11 protein-coding genes are annotated in these 15842 nt (G+C 33.7%); 6 read left to right on the plus strand and 5 right to left on the minus strand.

The window, feature by feature from the left end; translation table 11 throughout:
* Positions 1 to 113: 113 nt before the first annotated feature.
* Positions 114 to 635, minus strand: coding sequence for an FUSC family protein (locus NWE55_RS09980; protein ID WP_155091169.1), 522 nt, complete (start codon positions 633 to 635; stop codon positions 114 to 116).
* A gap of 589 nt (positions 636 to 1224) precedes the next feature.
* On the opposite strand from NWE55_RS09980, the gene NWE55_RS09985 reads away from it, so the two are divergent.
* The 3 genes from NWE55_RS09985 to NWE55_RS09995 all read left to right on the plus strand — a co-directional run bounded on the left by NWE55_RS09985 (position 1225) and on the right by NWE55_RS09995 (position 4385).
* Positions 1225 to 1752 carry an RNA methyltransferase gene (locus tag NWE55_RS09985; protein ID WP_155091168.1) on the plus strand — a complete coding sequence of 176 codons (528 nt, stop codon included), beginning with the start codon at positions 1225 to 1227 and terminating at the stop codon, positions 1750 to 1752.
* A gap of 1253 nt (positions 1753 to 3005) precedes the next feature.
* Positions 3006 to 3884, plus strand: a complete 879-nt coding sequence (locus NWE55_RS09990; protein ID WP_258204044.1) for a DUF3806 domain-containing protein — start codon at positions 3006 to 3008, stop codon at positions 3882 to 3884.
* A 300-nt stretch (positions 3885 to 4184) separates the two neighbouring features.
* The gene (locus tag NWE55_RS09995) at positions 4185 to 4385 is read left to right on the plus strand and encodes a hypothetical protein (RefSeq protein ID WP_155091166.1); all 201 of its coding nucleotides are present in this window, start codon (positions 4185 to 4187) and stop codon (positions 4383 to 4385) included.
* A 245-nt stretch (positions 4386 to 4630) separates the two neighbouring features.
* Here the strand turns inward: NWE55_RS09995 and folK are convergent, their stop codons facing one another.
* Positions 4631 to 5764: a 2-amino-4-hydroxy-6-hydroxymethyldihydropteridine diphosphokinase gene (gene folK, locus NWE55_RS10000; protein ID WP_155091165.1), complete on the minus strand. Its 1134-nt coding sequence runs from the start codon at positions 5762 to 5764 to the stop codon at positions 4631 to 4633.
* A gap of 125 nt (positions 5765 to 5889) precedes the next feature.
* Between folK and sppA the strand changes: the two genes are divergently transcribed.
* Entirely contained in the window at positions 5890 to 7659 is a 1770-nt protein-coding gene (sppA, locus tag NWE55_RS10005) for a signal peptide peptidase SppA (protein WP_155091164.1), read from the plus strand.
* 90 nt (positions 7660 to 7749) lie between these two features.
* Entirely contained in the window at positions 7750 to 10401 is a 2652-nt protein-coding gene (locus tag NWE55_RS10010) for an AsmA family protein (RefSeq protein WP_155091163.1), read from the plus strand.
* A 52-nt stretch (positions 10402 to 10453) separates the two neighbouring features.
* Here NWE55_RS10010 and NWE55_RS10015 read toward each other — a convergent pair whose 3' ends face one another.
* The gene (locus NWE55_RS10015) at positions 10454 to 11251 is read right to left on the minus strand and encodes a DUF2797 domain-containing protein (protein ID WP_155091162.1); all 798 of its coding nucleotides are present in this window, start codon (positions 11249 to 11251) and stop codon (positions 10454 to 10456) included.
* 109 nt (positions 11252 to 11360) lie between these two features.
* Here NWE55_RS10015 and NWE55_RS10020 point away from each other — a divergent pair, with 109 nt between their 5' ends.
* Positions 11361 to 12869: a GH3 auxin-responsive promoter family protein gene (locus NWE55_RS10020; protein ID WP_155091161.1), complete on the plus strand. Its 1509-nt coding sequence runs from the start codon at positions 11361 to 11363 to the stop codon at positions 12867 to 12869.
* Positions 12870 to 12939: 70 nt separating this feature from the next.
* On the opposite strand, the gene NWE55_RS10025 is transcribed toward NWE55_RS10020, so the two are convergent.
* Positions 12940 to 13188 carry a hypothetical protein gene (locus tag NWE55_RS10025; RefSeq protein ID WP_155091160.1) on the minus strand — a complete coding sequence of 83 codons (249 nt, stop codon included), beginning with the start codon at positions 13186 to 13188 and terminating at the stop codon, positions 12940 to 12942.
* 131 nt (positions 13189 to 13319) lie between these two features.
* Complete coding sequence (locus NWE55_RS10030; RefSeq protein WP_155091159.1) at positions 13320 to 15473, minus strand: S46 family peptidase; 2154 nt, start codon at positions 15471 to 15473, stop codon at positions 13320 to 13322.
* Between the last annotated feature and the right edge of the window lie 369 nt (positions 15474 to 15842).

Genomic DNA, 15842 nt, shown 5'->3' on the forward strand with positions numbered 1-15842 from the left:
ATAAGACAGAAAATGAAATGAGGGATTTCATTCCACCAATTAATGAAACTCGAATGCCGAGAATGAATCAATTAGTAGATTTCATTAATGTTGTGATTCACCTTGAGCAAAGTTTATTTTAAAGGAATGCCATAATGACGTTTTAGACTGCGAATAATTATTGAGGTGAAAACCGTAATCAATAAGCCAATAAGACAGCCAATAGTCACTGATAAAGTTCGAATTACAGGAGTTATTTCTACTCCCATTTCTGTTGTATGAGGTTGTATGAGAATGATTAGAAGAGCAACTAAAGCAACTCTTGCCATATTTAGAATATTGAAAAAGTAGCAGGTCAAGATGGTGATGAAAACTCCGAGTAAACACACATAGAAGTTTACGTTGGGCTGTATTTCTAAACAGATAAGTCCTGCAATAGAACCGACTAAATTGGATTTGAATCGCTCGACAGATAATTTCTTTGAGTTTTTACCCTCAGGAGAAATGACAAGCATAATTGAAATAATCGTCCATATTAATTGATAGTCCGGGAATTGCAATAACAAAGCGTAGCCAATAGCAAGACCTATTGTACAACGTATGGTGTAAATTGTTACAGGTGAAGTTATTATCCGGGTTATTAAATTCGCAAACATAAAAATTAAATTAAGCTTGCAAAAGTACTTATGTTATCTTAGAGAATCAATGAAATATGTCCTTTTCTGTCAAAAATCAATTAGTCAATTGTAGTAAAACTAAAAATGCAAACGGTTAGCAGTGAAATTAAAATCGAAAAGTAGTACAAGAAGCGTGGGTTGTTTTTTTCTGCAGTTAAATTGAATAAGATGATGCTTGGTAGGATTATTAATGCTGTGATACAAGGTAACCAAGCAATATTGAAAAGTGTCGAAAAGTATTCATTCAGATACAAAGAAGTATGTATACTACTATACAGTAATACGCAAAAGAAAATGTTGTTTACTATATTGATGTAAGCTAAGCGTTTAAGAGTTAATTTTTTCATCTAATTAGCAGTGTTTTATAGTGTGTTTCCTTGAGTTTGATTACAATTTAATTAAAATAGTATTGACTGATTAACCTCCTTTTTTTCAGTGTTTGTATAGTGATAGACTTTAAAACAAATTATTTGTTTATTACTCAATATAATTTGCTGTTAAGCGATGTTTACTTGTCAATTCTTTTTTCTTAGAATTTATTAAGTAATTTTGCCCAAAATTTTAAGTTATGCGCAAATTAGCTAATAGCGAATTAGATCGTAAGAATGTAGAAGAATTCAAGGCTTCCGAAAAAACTCCAATTATAGTTGTATTAGATGATGTAAGAAGTTTGCACAATATTGGTTCTGTGTTTAGAACATGCGATGCTTTCTTGATAGAGAAAGTGTACCTATGTGGTATTACAGCTACACCTCCGAACAAAGAAATTCACAAAACAGCATTGGGGGCTACTGATACCGTGGAGTGGGAGTATGCAAAAGAGGTGGTTGAAGTTGTTAAGGGCTTAAAAGAGCAAGGAGTTTCTGTACAATCAGTTGAGCAGGTTGAAAAAAGTGTGATGCTTCATGACTTTAAAGTTGAAACAGATGTAAAGTACGCATTAGTTTTTGGTAACGAGGTCAAAGGGGTTAATCAAGAAGTTGTTGATTTAAGTAATGGCGTTATTGAGATTCCACAATTGGGAACCAAACATTCGCTTAATATTTCAGTTAGTGCAGGGATCGTGATTTGGGATTTGTTTCAACAAATGCAATAGCAATTTATACAGTTTTATTTATACACATATCCTGTCCATTGCTTGGAGGAGAAAGCGGATTTCTATCATTTAACATAGGCTCTGATTGTGATTAGTCTGCCTGGATAAAGGTTGTCATCACAGTTGTAGTGGATAAATAAGGAATACAGCTCCTTATTGATACTGAGCATACTAACGGCAATTGCTCTTTTGATGATTTTAAAAACTAAAAGAAATCAAAGGAGGAATGTGATAGCAGGTAAGACGGCAATTCAATGCGAATGTCAACTTCGTGTTTTTTTGTTTTTTAAGAGAATTGATTTACAGGTGATTAATATATGAAAGCTACTTTATAACAAAGTAGCTTTTTGTTTTCAAAAACACTGATTCTCGGGCTATAGAAGCTAACTGTGTAAAATTAGTATCCAAGGTTATAAAGGAAACCGCCACGCAATCTTTTTGTTCTACGATAGATTTAGGCCTTAAGATACAGCTTATCTAATCTGCTCGTTTAGTTTAGCACTTCAATACGACCTGGATAGAAAAACCAATAGCTAAGCGGTCTATTTACTTTAAGAATATAGTAATTGTAGCAATCAACGAGTAACGATAAAACTCATATATAGAGTATTCTTCAGTATGATAATGATCAAATACAGCTTTTTACGAGAAGGATTTGTGCGTTTTTGGTCGTACTTTCTTAGGGGTTTCTAGGAGGTTTCTAAGGGTTTTCTTGGGAAAATACCCCTTTTTGCCAGTAAAACTGCAAGAATACTCGAAGAATTGTGCAAGAAAGCCCAAGGAAAATACAATTATCTCTTGTACTTAGTTAATACATAATCGGTTTGAATGCTTTACAATTACTAAGAAAAAAGGAAAACTATATCTAAGTGATTTTCTGAAATCACATAGAGTAATGCAACAAGAGATAGTTTAAAACAATTCTATGAGTAATAGATGAATAGGAGGAGGAGGATACTTGAAGTCGTTCATTGGTTTCAAGGTACCAGAGAAATCAAATCAAAAATGCTTTACTTTCACTTTTGCAACTTGTATTGCTACCAATAGTGACAATATTCTTTGTGTTAAGAACGGCAATATTGATGCTGTTGGTTGATCTTTTTGGATTGGAGTTTATGTGTATAAAGCAATGAGAGAATGGGAATTTTGTGGTTTTTAGAAGGAATGAATTTTTTGCATACGCAACAACTTGAGATACTGCTTCAATATTGCTTTTAAAAGTATATATTTGATTCAGAAAAAATATATAAACGATGAAAATATTTGAAATAGGGAATGGGCAAACCATTATGAAAGGATCAAGCGATTATTATTGCTCATTGGAAAATGAAAAAACCTTGCAGATTTACAAGGGGTTAAGTGAGAATGAGCCAGTGATTCGCGTAAGTATGTTGTACTTTCAACGCAATGAAGGAGTAACTCAAGAAGAAGCTATTCGCACCTTTCAAGAACAAGCAAAAGAGCACAATGCTGAATGTACTGTTCTTCCCAATAAAGTTTACTACGCATACGATAGTCATGCAATAGAAGATGTGTACATGCATGTCTATGAAGTAATGTATGGTGAAAATATTATTATCGTTTCTTTATCTGCTGCTAAGGGGACTGAAGGAAGCGAAGATGTAAAAGCTCATTTGGAGGATATGAGACAAATGGTAGAGAGTATTGATAGTCTGGCATCTTTAGAACTTCCATTACTTGAACCTACTTATAACGATATGTACTACCTCTCTCAGGCTGTTGCAAACCTCTATGGAATGGATGCAGAGGAAATCGATGAATATTACACAAGTGGTAAAGCAATAGATCGCTTACAAACAATTCTCGACAACAAAGAGTATGACCAAGCAGATGGAGCTGCTCACTTTGCTTTAGGGATGGCATTTGGTGTGGCGATGGTTTACGAGTACCCTGATCTACATTGGGTTTTGGTAAGTGATCAATATGGTAGAGAGCTTGCGCTGCAATATCAGAATTTGGCAGTTCAGTGTTTTCCTATCAGTATGATATTAAAACGCTTAGAGGACAATGAAGTTATTGATGTTAAGCATTTGTTGCAAGAAACGTTTAATCAAATTCAAGCTACCTTGCAGAAAGACGAGGATTTTAGATATTTAGAATACAATTACTAATAGTCCACTAGACTCAATTTTTTGTCTTGTTGTGGAGAGTTTTTAGAATTCGGATTTGGCAATTGATTTAGTCAACACTTGTTTTCTTAAAGAAGAACCTTAATTTAATCAATACTTTGAGATTAGATATGATCATAAGAATAAGAGAACATGAATTGTTTTAATCACTTAGATCAAATTGCTATATCTCAGTGTACTGGTTGCTCAAAAGGACTTTGTCCTTTGTGTTCACAGACATAAACGATACCTATTTGTCAAATTTGTAATTCAAAGCGGTTTACTTCAGAAAGGTGGACTATATTGAAAGATATTTTGACAATCTATATTGGAGGAGGAATACTCCTGTTTGTTTTTATTCAATTTACTATTAATACTGGCAAATCTCCAAGTAGTGATACTCCAATAAAATTGGCTATGTACTTTATGATGTTTTATCAATTTGCTGCTGTTATTGCAGGTTGGAAAATGTTCAGTAAGATTACATCATCTATGTTTATGTGATTGTCTATTATTGGTTAGTTAATCTACGTTATGATTAAGTTTCTCTTATCTTCAATGGTAGGATTAGTCATATTGCCTATTCGTACAATTCGAAGTATTCTTAGATTAATAGAGTTAAAGAAAATAGACCGTATTGGTAAAGTGGTTTAAAAGGGTTAACCCCTTTGAGTATACGGTATAAATATAGAGGGCAGTCAATTGCATCCAATTGACTGCCCTTTTATTTTGTGTATTATTAAAATATTCTATTTTAGTTTATCTTGAATTAGATTGAGGATGTGGATATAATCTTCTTGATTAGCAACAAAGTCTAAGTCAGAGATATCAATGGTCAGCACCTTTTCTGGGTGTAGTGTCTTAACATAGTTTAGATAACCTTGGTTCACATTATCTAAATAGGTAGATGTGATATCACTTTCGTATGATCGTCCTCTTTTCTTTATATTGTCAAGTAGTCTGTCCGTATTTTGATATAAGAATACATAGAGATCAGGTTGAGGTGTCTCTTTGTACATGATTTCAAATATTTGATGATATAATCTGAACTCATCTTCTTCTAAAGTAATTTGAGCAAAGATGAGTGATTTGTAGATATAGTAATCTGCTATAACAAACTCCTTGAATAAGTCATATTGAGCTAAATCATCAGATAACTGATTATATCGATCGGCTAAAAACGACATCTCTAAGGGAAAAGCATATCGTGTTGCATCTTTATAAAACTTAGGAAGGAAAGGGTTATCTGCAAATCCTTCTAATATTAATTTAGCATTGAAATCATCAGATATTCGAGTAGTCAAGGTTGTTTTACCAGCTCCGATATTTCCTTCAATTGCTATAAAGTTGACATCCGTAAATCCATATTTACTGATAGGTTCTTCAATAGTTCCCACCAATTTGTATTCGGTTTGATCAGGACATACTTTCAGTAATTCTCGATACGATTTTTTTAGGATGGGATGTGACCATTCTAAATTCAAGTCAGCTGCCGGTAAAAGAACAAATCTCCTGTCCTGCATCAGAGGATGAGGTATGGTCAATGTCGAGCTATTGTGTACTTCTTGATTAAATGAAATGATGTCTATATCTATGATACGCGCTATATAACCTGGTTCGTTACTGCGTATTCTACCCAATGTTTTTTCAATTTCTAATATTTTAGAAATGGCTACTTCTCCTTCCAGTGTACTATGTATAAGTAATGCACAATTAAAAAAAGCCTCGCTTTGAAATCCCCAAGCAGGAAATTCGTAAATTGGCGAAACCTTAATAACAGTACCTATATGTTTGTGAATAAGATCAATGGCCTTTTGGATATTAGCCATTTTATCACCTTGATTGGTACCTATAGATAATACTATGTTATTTTGTGTATACATAAGGGCAAAGTAACTAAAAGAAATTTGAATAAATGCTACTTTTGTAGTAGTTCTTATCCACAAAATTAATTGGGAATGTAACAAAATTAGTATCAATACGACTAATAGAATAAATTGTTTTATATATGAGATTTTTAAGAAATGTGTTAGCGACAATCGTAGGGTTATTTGTCTTTACTATTTTAGCTTTCTTTATGTTATTGTCAATTGGAGCGGCAATCGGAAGTAGTGGCTCTGAAAAAGTAGTAGTTAAAAGCAATTCTGTTTTAGAATTAGATTTATCTAAAGTGACTTATGATTATGGAGGTAAATTTAACTTTAAAGATATCAGTATTTCAGATGAAGATACAGATGGTTTGTCAAATGTTTTGAAAGCCATTGAAGTAGCTAAATCAGATGATAAAATTAAGGGGATATCTATTTTGAAGAACAATTCTTCTTTGGGGATTTCACAGCGAAGCGAATTGCGTGAGGCATTAGAGCGTTTTAAAGAAAGTGGCAAGTTCGTCCTGTCTTATGCGGATATGTACTCGCAGACAGAATACTATTTAAGTTCTGTGGCTGATTCTATTTACTTGAATCCTGTGGGAGATTTAGATTTTAGAGGGTTAGCAACAGAAATTCTTTATTTGAAAGACCTTCAAGAAAAGACTGGTGTGAAGATGGAGGTGATTCGTCATGGTAAGTATAAGAGTGCTGTAGAACCATACTTAGAGAATAAAATGAGTGCAGCGAATTATGAGCAAATTTCTGTGTTTTTAAATTCTATTTGGGGTAATGTGGTTACTGATATATCAAACAGTAGAAATATCTCTGTAGAGAAACTGAATGAGATCGCTGGCAGTCTGGGTGCAAGAACACCTGAATTAGCTTTGAAAACAGGCTTGGTAGATAAAGTAGTTTACGAAGATGAGTATCATGCTGATATTAAAAAAGCACTTAACATAGACGACGATGCTGAGTATAATAAAATTAAAATTTTAGAATACACTAAGTCAATACATGCTGCTGAAGCTTTGAAAACAAAAGACGATCAAATTGCAGTTATTTATGCACAAGGTCAAATCTTAAGTGGTGAAGGAAATGTAAACTATATTGGAGAAGGGTCAATCAATAGAGCCTTGAGAAAAGCGAGAAAAAACGATAAAGTAAAAGCGATTGTTTTGCGCGTGGATAGTCCAGGTGGAAGTGCATTGACATCAGATTTAATTTGGCGAGAAATAGAGTTAACTAAAAAAGAGAAACCTGTAATTGTATCTATGGGAAGCATGGCTGCTTCTGGAGGTTATTACATCTCGTGTAACGCAGATAGAATTTTTGCAGATGCTACCACAATTACTGGGTCTATCGGCGTTTTCGGTATGTTGCCAAACTTCAGTAATGTCGCTTCGAAGTATGGCGTTAATGCACAACAAGTAAAAACGCATGAGAATGCAGTTATGTATAGCCCATTTAAACCTTTAGATGAAAATTCAAGAAAGCATATCACAGAAAGTGTAGAGAATGTATATACTACGTTTGTTAACCGTGTAGCAGCTGGTAGAAACATGACTTTCGAGCAAGTTGACGCTTTAGCACAAGGTAGAGTTTGGACGGGTACAGATGCGATTGCTAATGGATTAGTTGATGAGATCGGAGGCTTGAGTAAAGCTATTCAATATGCAGTTGATAAAGTTGAACTTGAAACTTATCAAGTTGTCAATTATCCTGAGTATGAATTAAATTTTGAGGACTTGCTTAGAAAATATTTAGGAGCTTCTGTTCTAAAAACCCAAGATGAGTTGATCAAAGAAAAGATTGGAGAAGCTAATTATGAACTAATTGAGCGTTTAAACTATTTTAATTCTTTAAAAGGAGTGCAAACAATATTACCTTATGAGATAACTGTCTATTAAGAGTAACAATAATGGAAATATGTAAGAGAGCCAACCGTATTTATACGTGTTGGCTCTTTTTTTCGTTATTTTGTATAAAATATATTTGTTATGGGTAAAAAGATTTTGAAATGGGGTGGAGGTATTCTTGTCCTATTAATTATTTTATTGTTATTAACTCCAGTCTTGTTTAAGGGGAAAATACAAGACTTAGTTAAGAAGACTATTAATGATAATATTAATGCCACAGTCAACTTTGAAAGTGTAAACTTAAGTTTAATACGCAATTTCCCTAAGGCAACAGTGTCGATTAATGAGTTAGTCGTTATTAATAAAGCTCCTTTTGAGGGAGATACACTTGTGTATTCTGAAAAGATTGGTCTGAAAATGTCAGTGATGCAATTGTTTAACAGTGCAAATGAACCAATGCAAATCGAGTCTATCTCCGCTCTGAATACAAAAGTGAATGTACTTGTAGATGAGAAGGGGGTAGCTAACTATGATGTGGCAATTATAGATGAAGAGGATCAAGAGGATTCAGAGGATTCAGAAACGACTCCTTTTTCATTGGCATTAGATTATTACTTAATCGAGAATTTGAATGTCAGCTATACTGATTTAAGTTCTAAGATGACTTTTATTGCAAAAGAGTTATACCATCAAGGTAAAGGAAACTTAGCTAATAATGTATTGGACTTAAATACGGAGACGAGAACGAAAGTTTCATTCGACATGGAGGGGACCAAAATGTTGAATGATGTAAGTCTATCTCTAAAAGCCATTATCGGAATAGATATGGATAGTATGAAGTTTACATTTAAGGACAATAAGGCTTTGATTAATCAATTGCCTTTGCAGTTTGATGGGTCATTGCAGATGGTTGAGGATGGTCAATTGTACGATTTGACTTTCGGTACTCCTGATTCAGATTTCAAAAACTTCTTGGGATTGATACCTGAGGCTTATGCAGGAAACTTGGATGGGGTAACTACCTCAGGGGATTTTAAGGTGGATGGAAAAGTAAAAGGGAAATTATCTGAGCAAACGATACTGACATTGGCAATTCACATGGGAGCTAAGAATGCGTCATTCCAATATCCGGATTTGCCACAAGGTGTTTCAAACATTGTTTTAGATGTCAATATAATGAATCAGACAGGAATAGTGAAAGATACTTATGTTGACCTTAACAAACTGTCATTTAAAATTGATAAGGATGTTTTTAATGCAAGTGCAAACATTAGAAATATAACAGAGAATATGCTTGTAAACGCTAAGTTTGACGGAATAATTAACCTGGCAAATGTGACAAAAGCATATCCAATAAAAATGGATATACCCCTTTCGGGAATATTGAAAGCAAATGTGAATACTGCTTTTGATATGAATTCGGTGGAAAAAGGACTCTATCAAAATATAAAAAACTCAGGTAGTCTATCGTTGACAGGGTTTAACTATTCAAATGATGCCATGGCGAAGCCACTGCAGATACAAGAAGCAGCTTTGACCTTTAATACAAGTAATGTAAGCTTGAATAAGTTTAACCTGAAAACAGGAACAACAGATATCGCAGCTGATGGTCGATTAGATAATTTATATGGGTTCTTATTCAAAAAGCAAACACTAAAAGGAAACTTCAATGTTAATTCAAGCAACTTTGTCTTGGCGGATTTAATGAAAGAAGATGTTGTTTCAACAACGGAAACTCCGAAGAAGGAAGAAAAAGCGACAAATGATGCAGCAGAGCCTTTAAAAATACCAGGATTCTTAGATTGTACTATTAACGCAAATGCTAAAAAGGTAGTCTATGACAATTTAGTGCTTAACAATGTGAAAGGTAGTTTGGTTATTCGCGATGAAGCTGCTCGTTTACAGAATATGTCAACAAATATCTTTAATGGTATATTAGCGTTTGATGGGAATGTATCAACAAAAGAAACTACTCCAGTTTTTGATATGAATTTAGGATTAAAATCCCTTGATGTAAAAAGTACATTTACAGAATTAGAGTTTCTTAAAACGATTGCACCAATTGCGGGGATTGTTAGTGGAAAAATAAATGGGGATGTGAAGATGAGTGGGAAGTTAAATGCTTTAGACTTAACACCAGATATGAATAGTTTAAGTGGGGATATTCAAGGAACTTTGGTTGACTCTGAAATTGATCCTCAAAAATCTCAATTGCTTGCGGCTTTAGATAAGGGGGTTTCTTTTATAGATTTAAAGAAAATAGATTTAAACAACAAGCGTATGCATATTGTGTTTAAAAATGGAAAAGTACAGTTTAAACCCTTTGACATAAAGTTAAAAGACATGGCAGTACAGGTATCAGGAGAACATGGTTTTGATCAAACGTTAGACTATGATTTAGATTTTAAAGTACCTGCTAAGTTATTGGGTAGTGATATTGCAAATACATTAGCTAAGTTAGGACCAAAGGAAAGCGATAAATTCAATGCGATCCCTGTAAAGGTAGAGTTAACTGGTAACTTTGCTTCTCCTAAAGTTGGAACAAATATGGGAGAAGTGGTAACTAATTTGACAAATCAGATTATTGAAGAACAAAAAAATAGATTAGTTGACAAGGGAACAGAAGCTTTGTTTGATATGCTTGGTGGAGGAAAGAAAAAGAATGAAGGGGAAGGAGCTAATGCGGAAGGAGAAGCAAAAAAAGATGAAACAGAAGAAGTTGTTAATAAACTCGGTGAAGGATTAAAAGGGTTATTCGGCAAAAAGAAAAAAGAAGAACCTGCAAAAGAATAGTTTAAAAATGAAGAGAGCTCTTTAGAAAGAGCTCTCTTTTTTGTTTTTCGTATTATTGAATATTTATATTGACTACAAAGCCTTCATAGGTACGAATATTAAATACGGTTCCATCTTCAAATATTAAATATTGACCTTTTACTCCTTTTAGTTTCCCTTCAAAAGAAGGCGTTTTTTCTAAATTGAGACTTTTAATTTTTGTTGGATATTGCAAGACAGGATAGTTGAGGTCTAATAATCTGTTCGATGTTGTGTCAAAATAAGATTTAACTTCTTCTGGTAGCTTGTCTAAGAGAGATTCTCTTATTGCAAATAAATCTTCTGTAGCTATTTCGTTTTGAAGCATTTTTCTCCAATTAGTTTTGTCTGTAAAGGTATCTTTTAGAGCTACTTCAGTGATTCCTGCTAAATATCGGTTTGGCACCTCTACAATCTCTATTGCTTTGGATGCTCCCTGGTCTATCCATCTGGTAGGAACTTGAGTTTTACGAGTAACGCCTACTTTTACATCACTGGATAGTGCAAGGTATACTATATGAGGTTGTAATTGAACTTTTGATTCATAAGCTAAGTCGCGGTCTTCAATCCCTAAATGTGCTGTACTTAGTTCTGGTCTCATAATCCAATCACCAACTTCAGCACTTTTATAAAAGCAATCATAGCAAAATCCTTGTCGAAATATCTTTTTGTGCTCTCCACAGTTCAAACATTCATATCCGACAAATTCGATTTGAATTGTTCTGTCTAATATTTGATTGATATTTAAAAAGTTATTTTTAAAGACTAAATAGTATTCAATAGGATTGTTAAATTCCGTCTGCATTTTGTTTAAAACTCCTTCGTATTGCATAAATAAAATTGTTATTTTTGGTAAGGCAGTAAAAATACAAAAAACATTTACTACTAAAATTATTTGCTTTTTTATTTAAAAGTAAATTAGACTGATTATTTGACACTATATGGCTTTTACAATTATTAATTCTATAGCATCATGGATTCTCAAGAAGCGAATTCATCAAATAGATTTGTTTAGAAAATACCCTAATGAAGTTCAAAATGATTTGTTTTTAAGTTTGATTAAAACAAATGAAAAAACTTTATTGGGTAAAGAGTTTGGATATGAAAGTATATCTAACTATAAGACTTTTTCTGAAAGAGTACCTTTATTCAAGTATGAGGAATTTGAACCTTATATAGAGCGTGCGCGAAAAGGTGAAAGCAATATATTTTGGCCAGAGCAGATTCGTTGGTTTGCAAAGTCAAGCGGAACCACTAATGCCAAGAGCAAGTTTATTCCTGTTAGCAATGAAGCTTTAGAGAATTGTCATTACAAAGCAGCAAAAGATCTATTGTGCTTGTACTTAAATAACAATGAAAATTCCCAACTCTTTACCGGAAAAAGTTTGAGATTAGGTGGAAGTAAGCAGTTGTATGAAGATAATAATACTTTTTTTGGTGATCTTTCGGCTATTCTGATTGACAATATGCCTTTTTGGGCAGAGTTTAGCAGTACGCCAAGTAATAAGACTTCCTTGATGTCTGAGTGGGAAAGTAAGATGAATGCGATTATCAAAGAGGTTAGAAATGAGAATGTAACAAGTTTTGCAGGTGTTCCATCTTGGATGCTGGTATTGTTTAATCGCATTATTGAGGAAACAGGTAAGCACGATTTACACGAGCTATGGCCTAATGCAGAAGTTTACTTTCATGGGGGAGTTAGTTTTGAACCGTATAAGGATCAATATAAGAAGTTATTGCCAAGAAAAGACTTTAGGTATTACGAGATCTATAATGCGTCAGAAGGGTTCTTTGCTATTCAAGATCAGAACGATTGTAATGAGTTGCTTTTGATGCTTGATTATGGCATTTTCTATGAATTTATACCTATGGATACCTATGGGACGTCAAATCAAAAGATTATTCCGTTATCCGAAGTTGAAAAGGACAAGAATTATGCTATAGTTATTACAACCAATGCTGGTTTAGTACGTTATTTGATTGGAGATACTGTTCGATTTACAAGTTTACTACCTTATCGCATTAAGATCACTGGAAGAACTAAGCACTATATCAACGTTTTTGGAGAGGAGTTAATGATTGAAAATACGGATAGAGCACTGGCTAAGACATGTAATGAGTTTAACGCTGAGGTAGCTGAATATACAGTTGCACCAATTTTTATGAATGGAACAGATAAAGGAGCTCACGAGTGGTTAGTCGAGTTTACTAAAGAACCTTCGGATATGAGACTTTTTAGTGAAGTATTAGATAAAAACTTACAAGCATTAAATTCTGATTATGAAGCTAAAAGAGCTAATAATATGACATTGAATCCATTGGTGTTTCACAATGCAAGAAAGAATTTGTTCTACGACTGGTTAAAAAACAACGATAAGCTGGGAGGTCAACATAAAGTTCCAAGATTGTCTAATGAGAGAAAATTGTTAGAAGAACTTTTAAATATGTAGAATAGAAAGTAATATAAATAAGAAAACCTCGCCTTGCGAGGTTTTCTTTTTATGAATAGTTTTGCTAAAATTATTTAGCAGCTTCTTCTGTAGCTGGAGCTTCTTCTGTAGTAGCTGGAGCTTCTTCTGTAGTAGCTTCAGTTTCAACAACAGTTTCTTCAGTTGTAGCTGGAGCCTCTTCAGTTGTAGCTGGAGCTTCTTCAGTTGTAGTTTCAACAGTTGTTTCTTCTTGAGTTGCTTCTTTTGCAGTTTCTTTACAAGATACAAAAGATACTCCCATCATAGCTACTAAAGCAATGCTTAATGCGATTTTTTTCATCTTAAATTAAATATAAAAGTTAATTATTAATTCGAGACAAATATATAACTTTTTTGATTCCATTATTTTTTTTGCAAACTTTTTTTTTATGTTTTTTTTTGCAATTAAAATATTGTAAATCAAGTATTTGGTTAGTTGTTCTTCTTAGGGTGAACCAGTTTCATCTCGTCTATTAAATGTTTTGCATCTGCAAACTTATCGATGATGAATAAAATGTATCTGGCATCCACCATAATGTTACGACAGATAGAAGGGTCATAGTAAATATCACTCATCGTTCCTTCCCATACACGGTCGAAATTTAAACCGATTAAATTACCGTATGCATCCACTGCCGGACTACCTGAATTACCTCCAGTTGTGTGGTTAGTCGCGATGAAATTAACAGGTAATTTTCCGTTGTCTGCATATTGACCATAATCTTTCGAATTATATAACTCTACTAATTTTTGAGGAACATCAAATTCGTAGTCACCAGGAACATATTTTTCCATAATTCCTTCTAAATGTGTTACTGGTTCGTAGTATGTAGCGTCTTTCGGGAAGTAACCATCCACTTTACCATAAGTAACTCTTAAAGTACTGTTTGCATCTGGGAAAATGCGTGCATCTGGATATAACTCTAATTGAGCTTTCATGAAGGTACGTTGCAAAGCGTTTATTTCTCTGTCTAATTCTTCATATTTAGGAAGAATGTTTTGTTGGTAGTTTTGGAAGATCTCTTTCGCAAAAACATAGCCAGCATCGTTATTCAGATTTTCTAAAACTTGCTTGCTGTCACCTTGAAGTAATTGTTGTAATCCTTCATATGATGTCAATTTACTCGTACTGTATATTTTTTTAGTAGTTGATGCAATGTCAATGTTCTTAAGAATTTCTGGCAAGAACTCTTGAGGTGCTTCTTTCGCGTATTTTCCTACAATAGCTTCAAATACTTTTTCATCTACAACTTTGCTGTAATTTTTATAAAAACGCTCTTGTCCTTTAACGATAGCATTCTTTTTATTTTCGAAAGCTTGTGTGTTATTCAAAGAGCTTTCAATAGCGTAAACTTTCCATGCAGCCGATAGTAATTCTGCATTTCGCAGCGCTACTTCAGTGTAGTAATCTTTACTTACCGCATAAGGAGTTATTTCTTTGTAAAGCTTTTCGAATTGAGGTAAAATATTTGCGTACTCTTTCGTCTTTTTATTTTTATTAGCTCTTTCTATAAAATCCTTTTCGAATGCTTGTTTAGCAGCAACAGCATTTGTTTTGTTTAAACCTAAGCTTTCTCCAATCCACTTTTTCCAGTAGTTAGCTGTACTTGCATACTTAGAGGCATATTGAATCTTTATCGCTTGATTAGCACGCATAAATTCATCAGTAATTTTAAGTGCCGTATCTCTAATTCCAATTCTCACAGGATTTAGATCATTTACAATTTGTTCAACAGCATACGAAGGCAAATACTCTTGAGTTCTTCCAGGATAACCAAAAACCATAGTAAAATCGCCATTTGATATACCATCTAATGAGATAGGGAAGTAGTACTTAGGTGTATATGGTACGTTGTCTTTAGAGTATTCTGCAGGTCTGTTATTTTTGTCTGCATAAATACGGAAAAGAGAGAAATCTCCTGTGTGTCTAGGCCAAACCCAGTTGTCAGTATCTGAACCAAATTTACCAATTGATGATGGTGGAGCTCCAACTAAACGCACGTCTTTGAATGTCTCAGTTACAAATAGAATATATTGATTCCCTTCGAAGAATGATTTGATTTTATTCTCTTGCCATTCTTCTTTTGGAAAGTTTGCAATTGTCTTAGCAATGTTTTTATTGATTTTCTCTTTTTTGACTACTTCAGAGTCTTTGTCTTTTACTCCTGCTAATACTTGTTTTGTCACATCTTCGATGCGTACCATGAAAGTAACAACTAAGTTATCATTAGGAAGTTCATCTGCTTTTGTTTTAGCCCAGAATCCATTTGCTAAGTAGTCATTTTCTACTGATGAATGCGCTTGAATTTGACTGTAACCACAGTGGTGATTTGTAAGTAGCAACCCTTGTGGAGATATTACTTCAGAAGAACATCCTCCATTAAAATGCGGAACCGCATCTTTCATACTTGAGTTGTTTACATCGTAAATGTCTTGAACTGACATTTTCATACCTAGGCTTTGCATTTCTGTTTCGTTCATTCCTTTTAGAAGGGAAGGAACCCACATTCCGCCTTGTTGCGCATAGATAGGCATAGCAACAAGAACAACAAGTGCCTTGAATAAATGTTTAATTTTTTGATTCATAAAAGTATTCGTTAGAATTGAATTTGCTGGCAAGATACAATTTTACAAGAGAAAGCTAAAATTGAAAATCGCATAAAGCATGTTTATAACAGGTGTTCTGTCATATAACCTAAGTGCGATTATACTATATAACAGTGATTGGTAATGACGTAATTTGTCATTACTGATCATCGAGTAGAGGGAGAGTTACTCTATAATGACGTTTGAATTTAACTGTTTACGATGTGAAATTATTAATAGTAGAGATAGAAATGCATAGTCAATGTATCTTCTGTTTTTGAAATGTTCAGGTAATTATTACCTGCAAGTGTTTGGATTTTGAGCTGTATAGGTTATTTTTGAATGAAAGGTTAGCGCACGTTGCTATCA

The sequence above is a fragment of the Myroides albus genome, assembly GCF_024722315.1.
Lineage (GTDB): Bacteria > Bacteroidota > Bacteroidia > Flavobacteriales > Flavobacteriaceae > Flavobacterium > Flavobacterium album_A.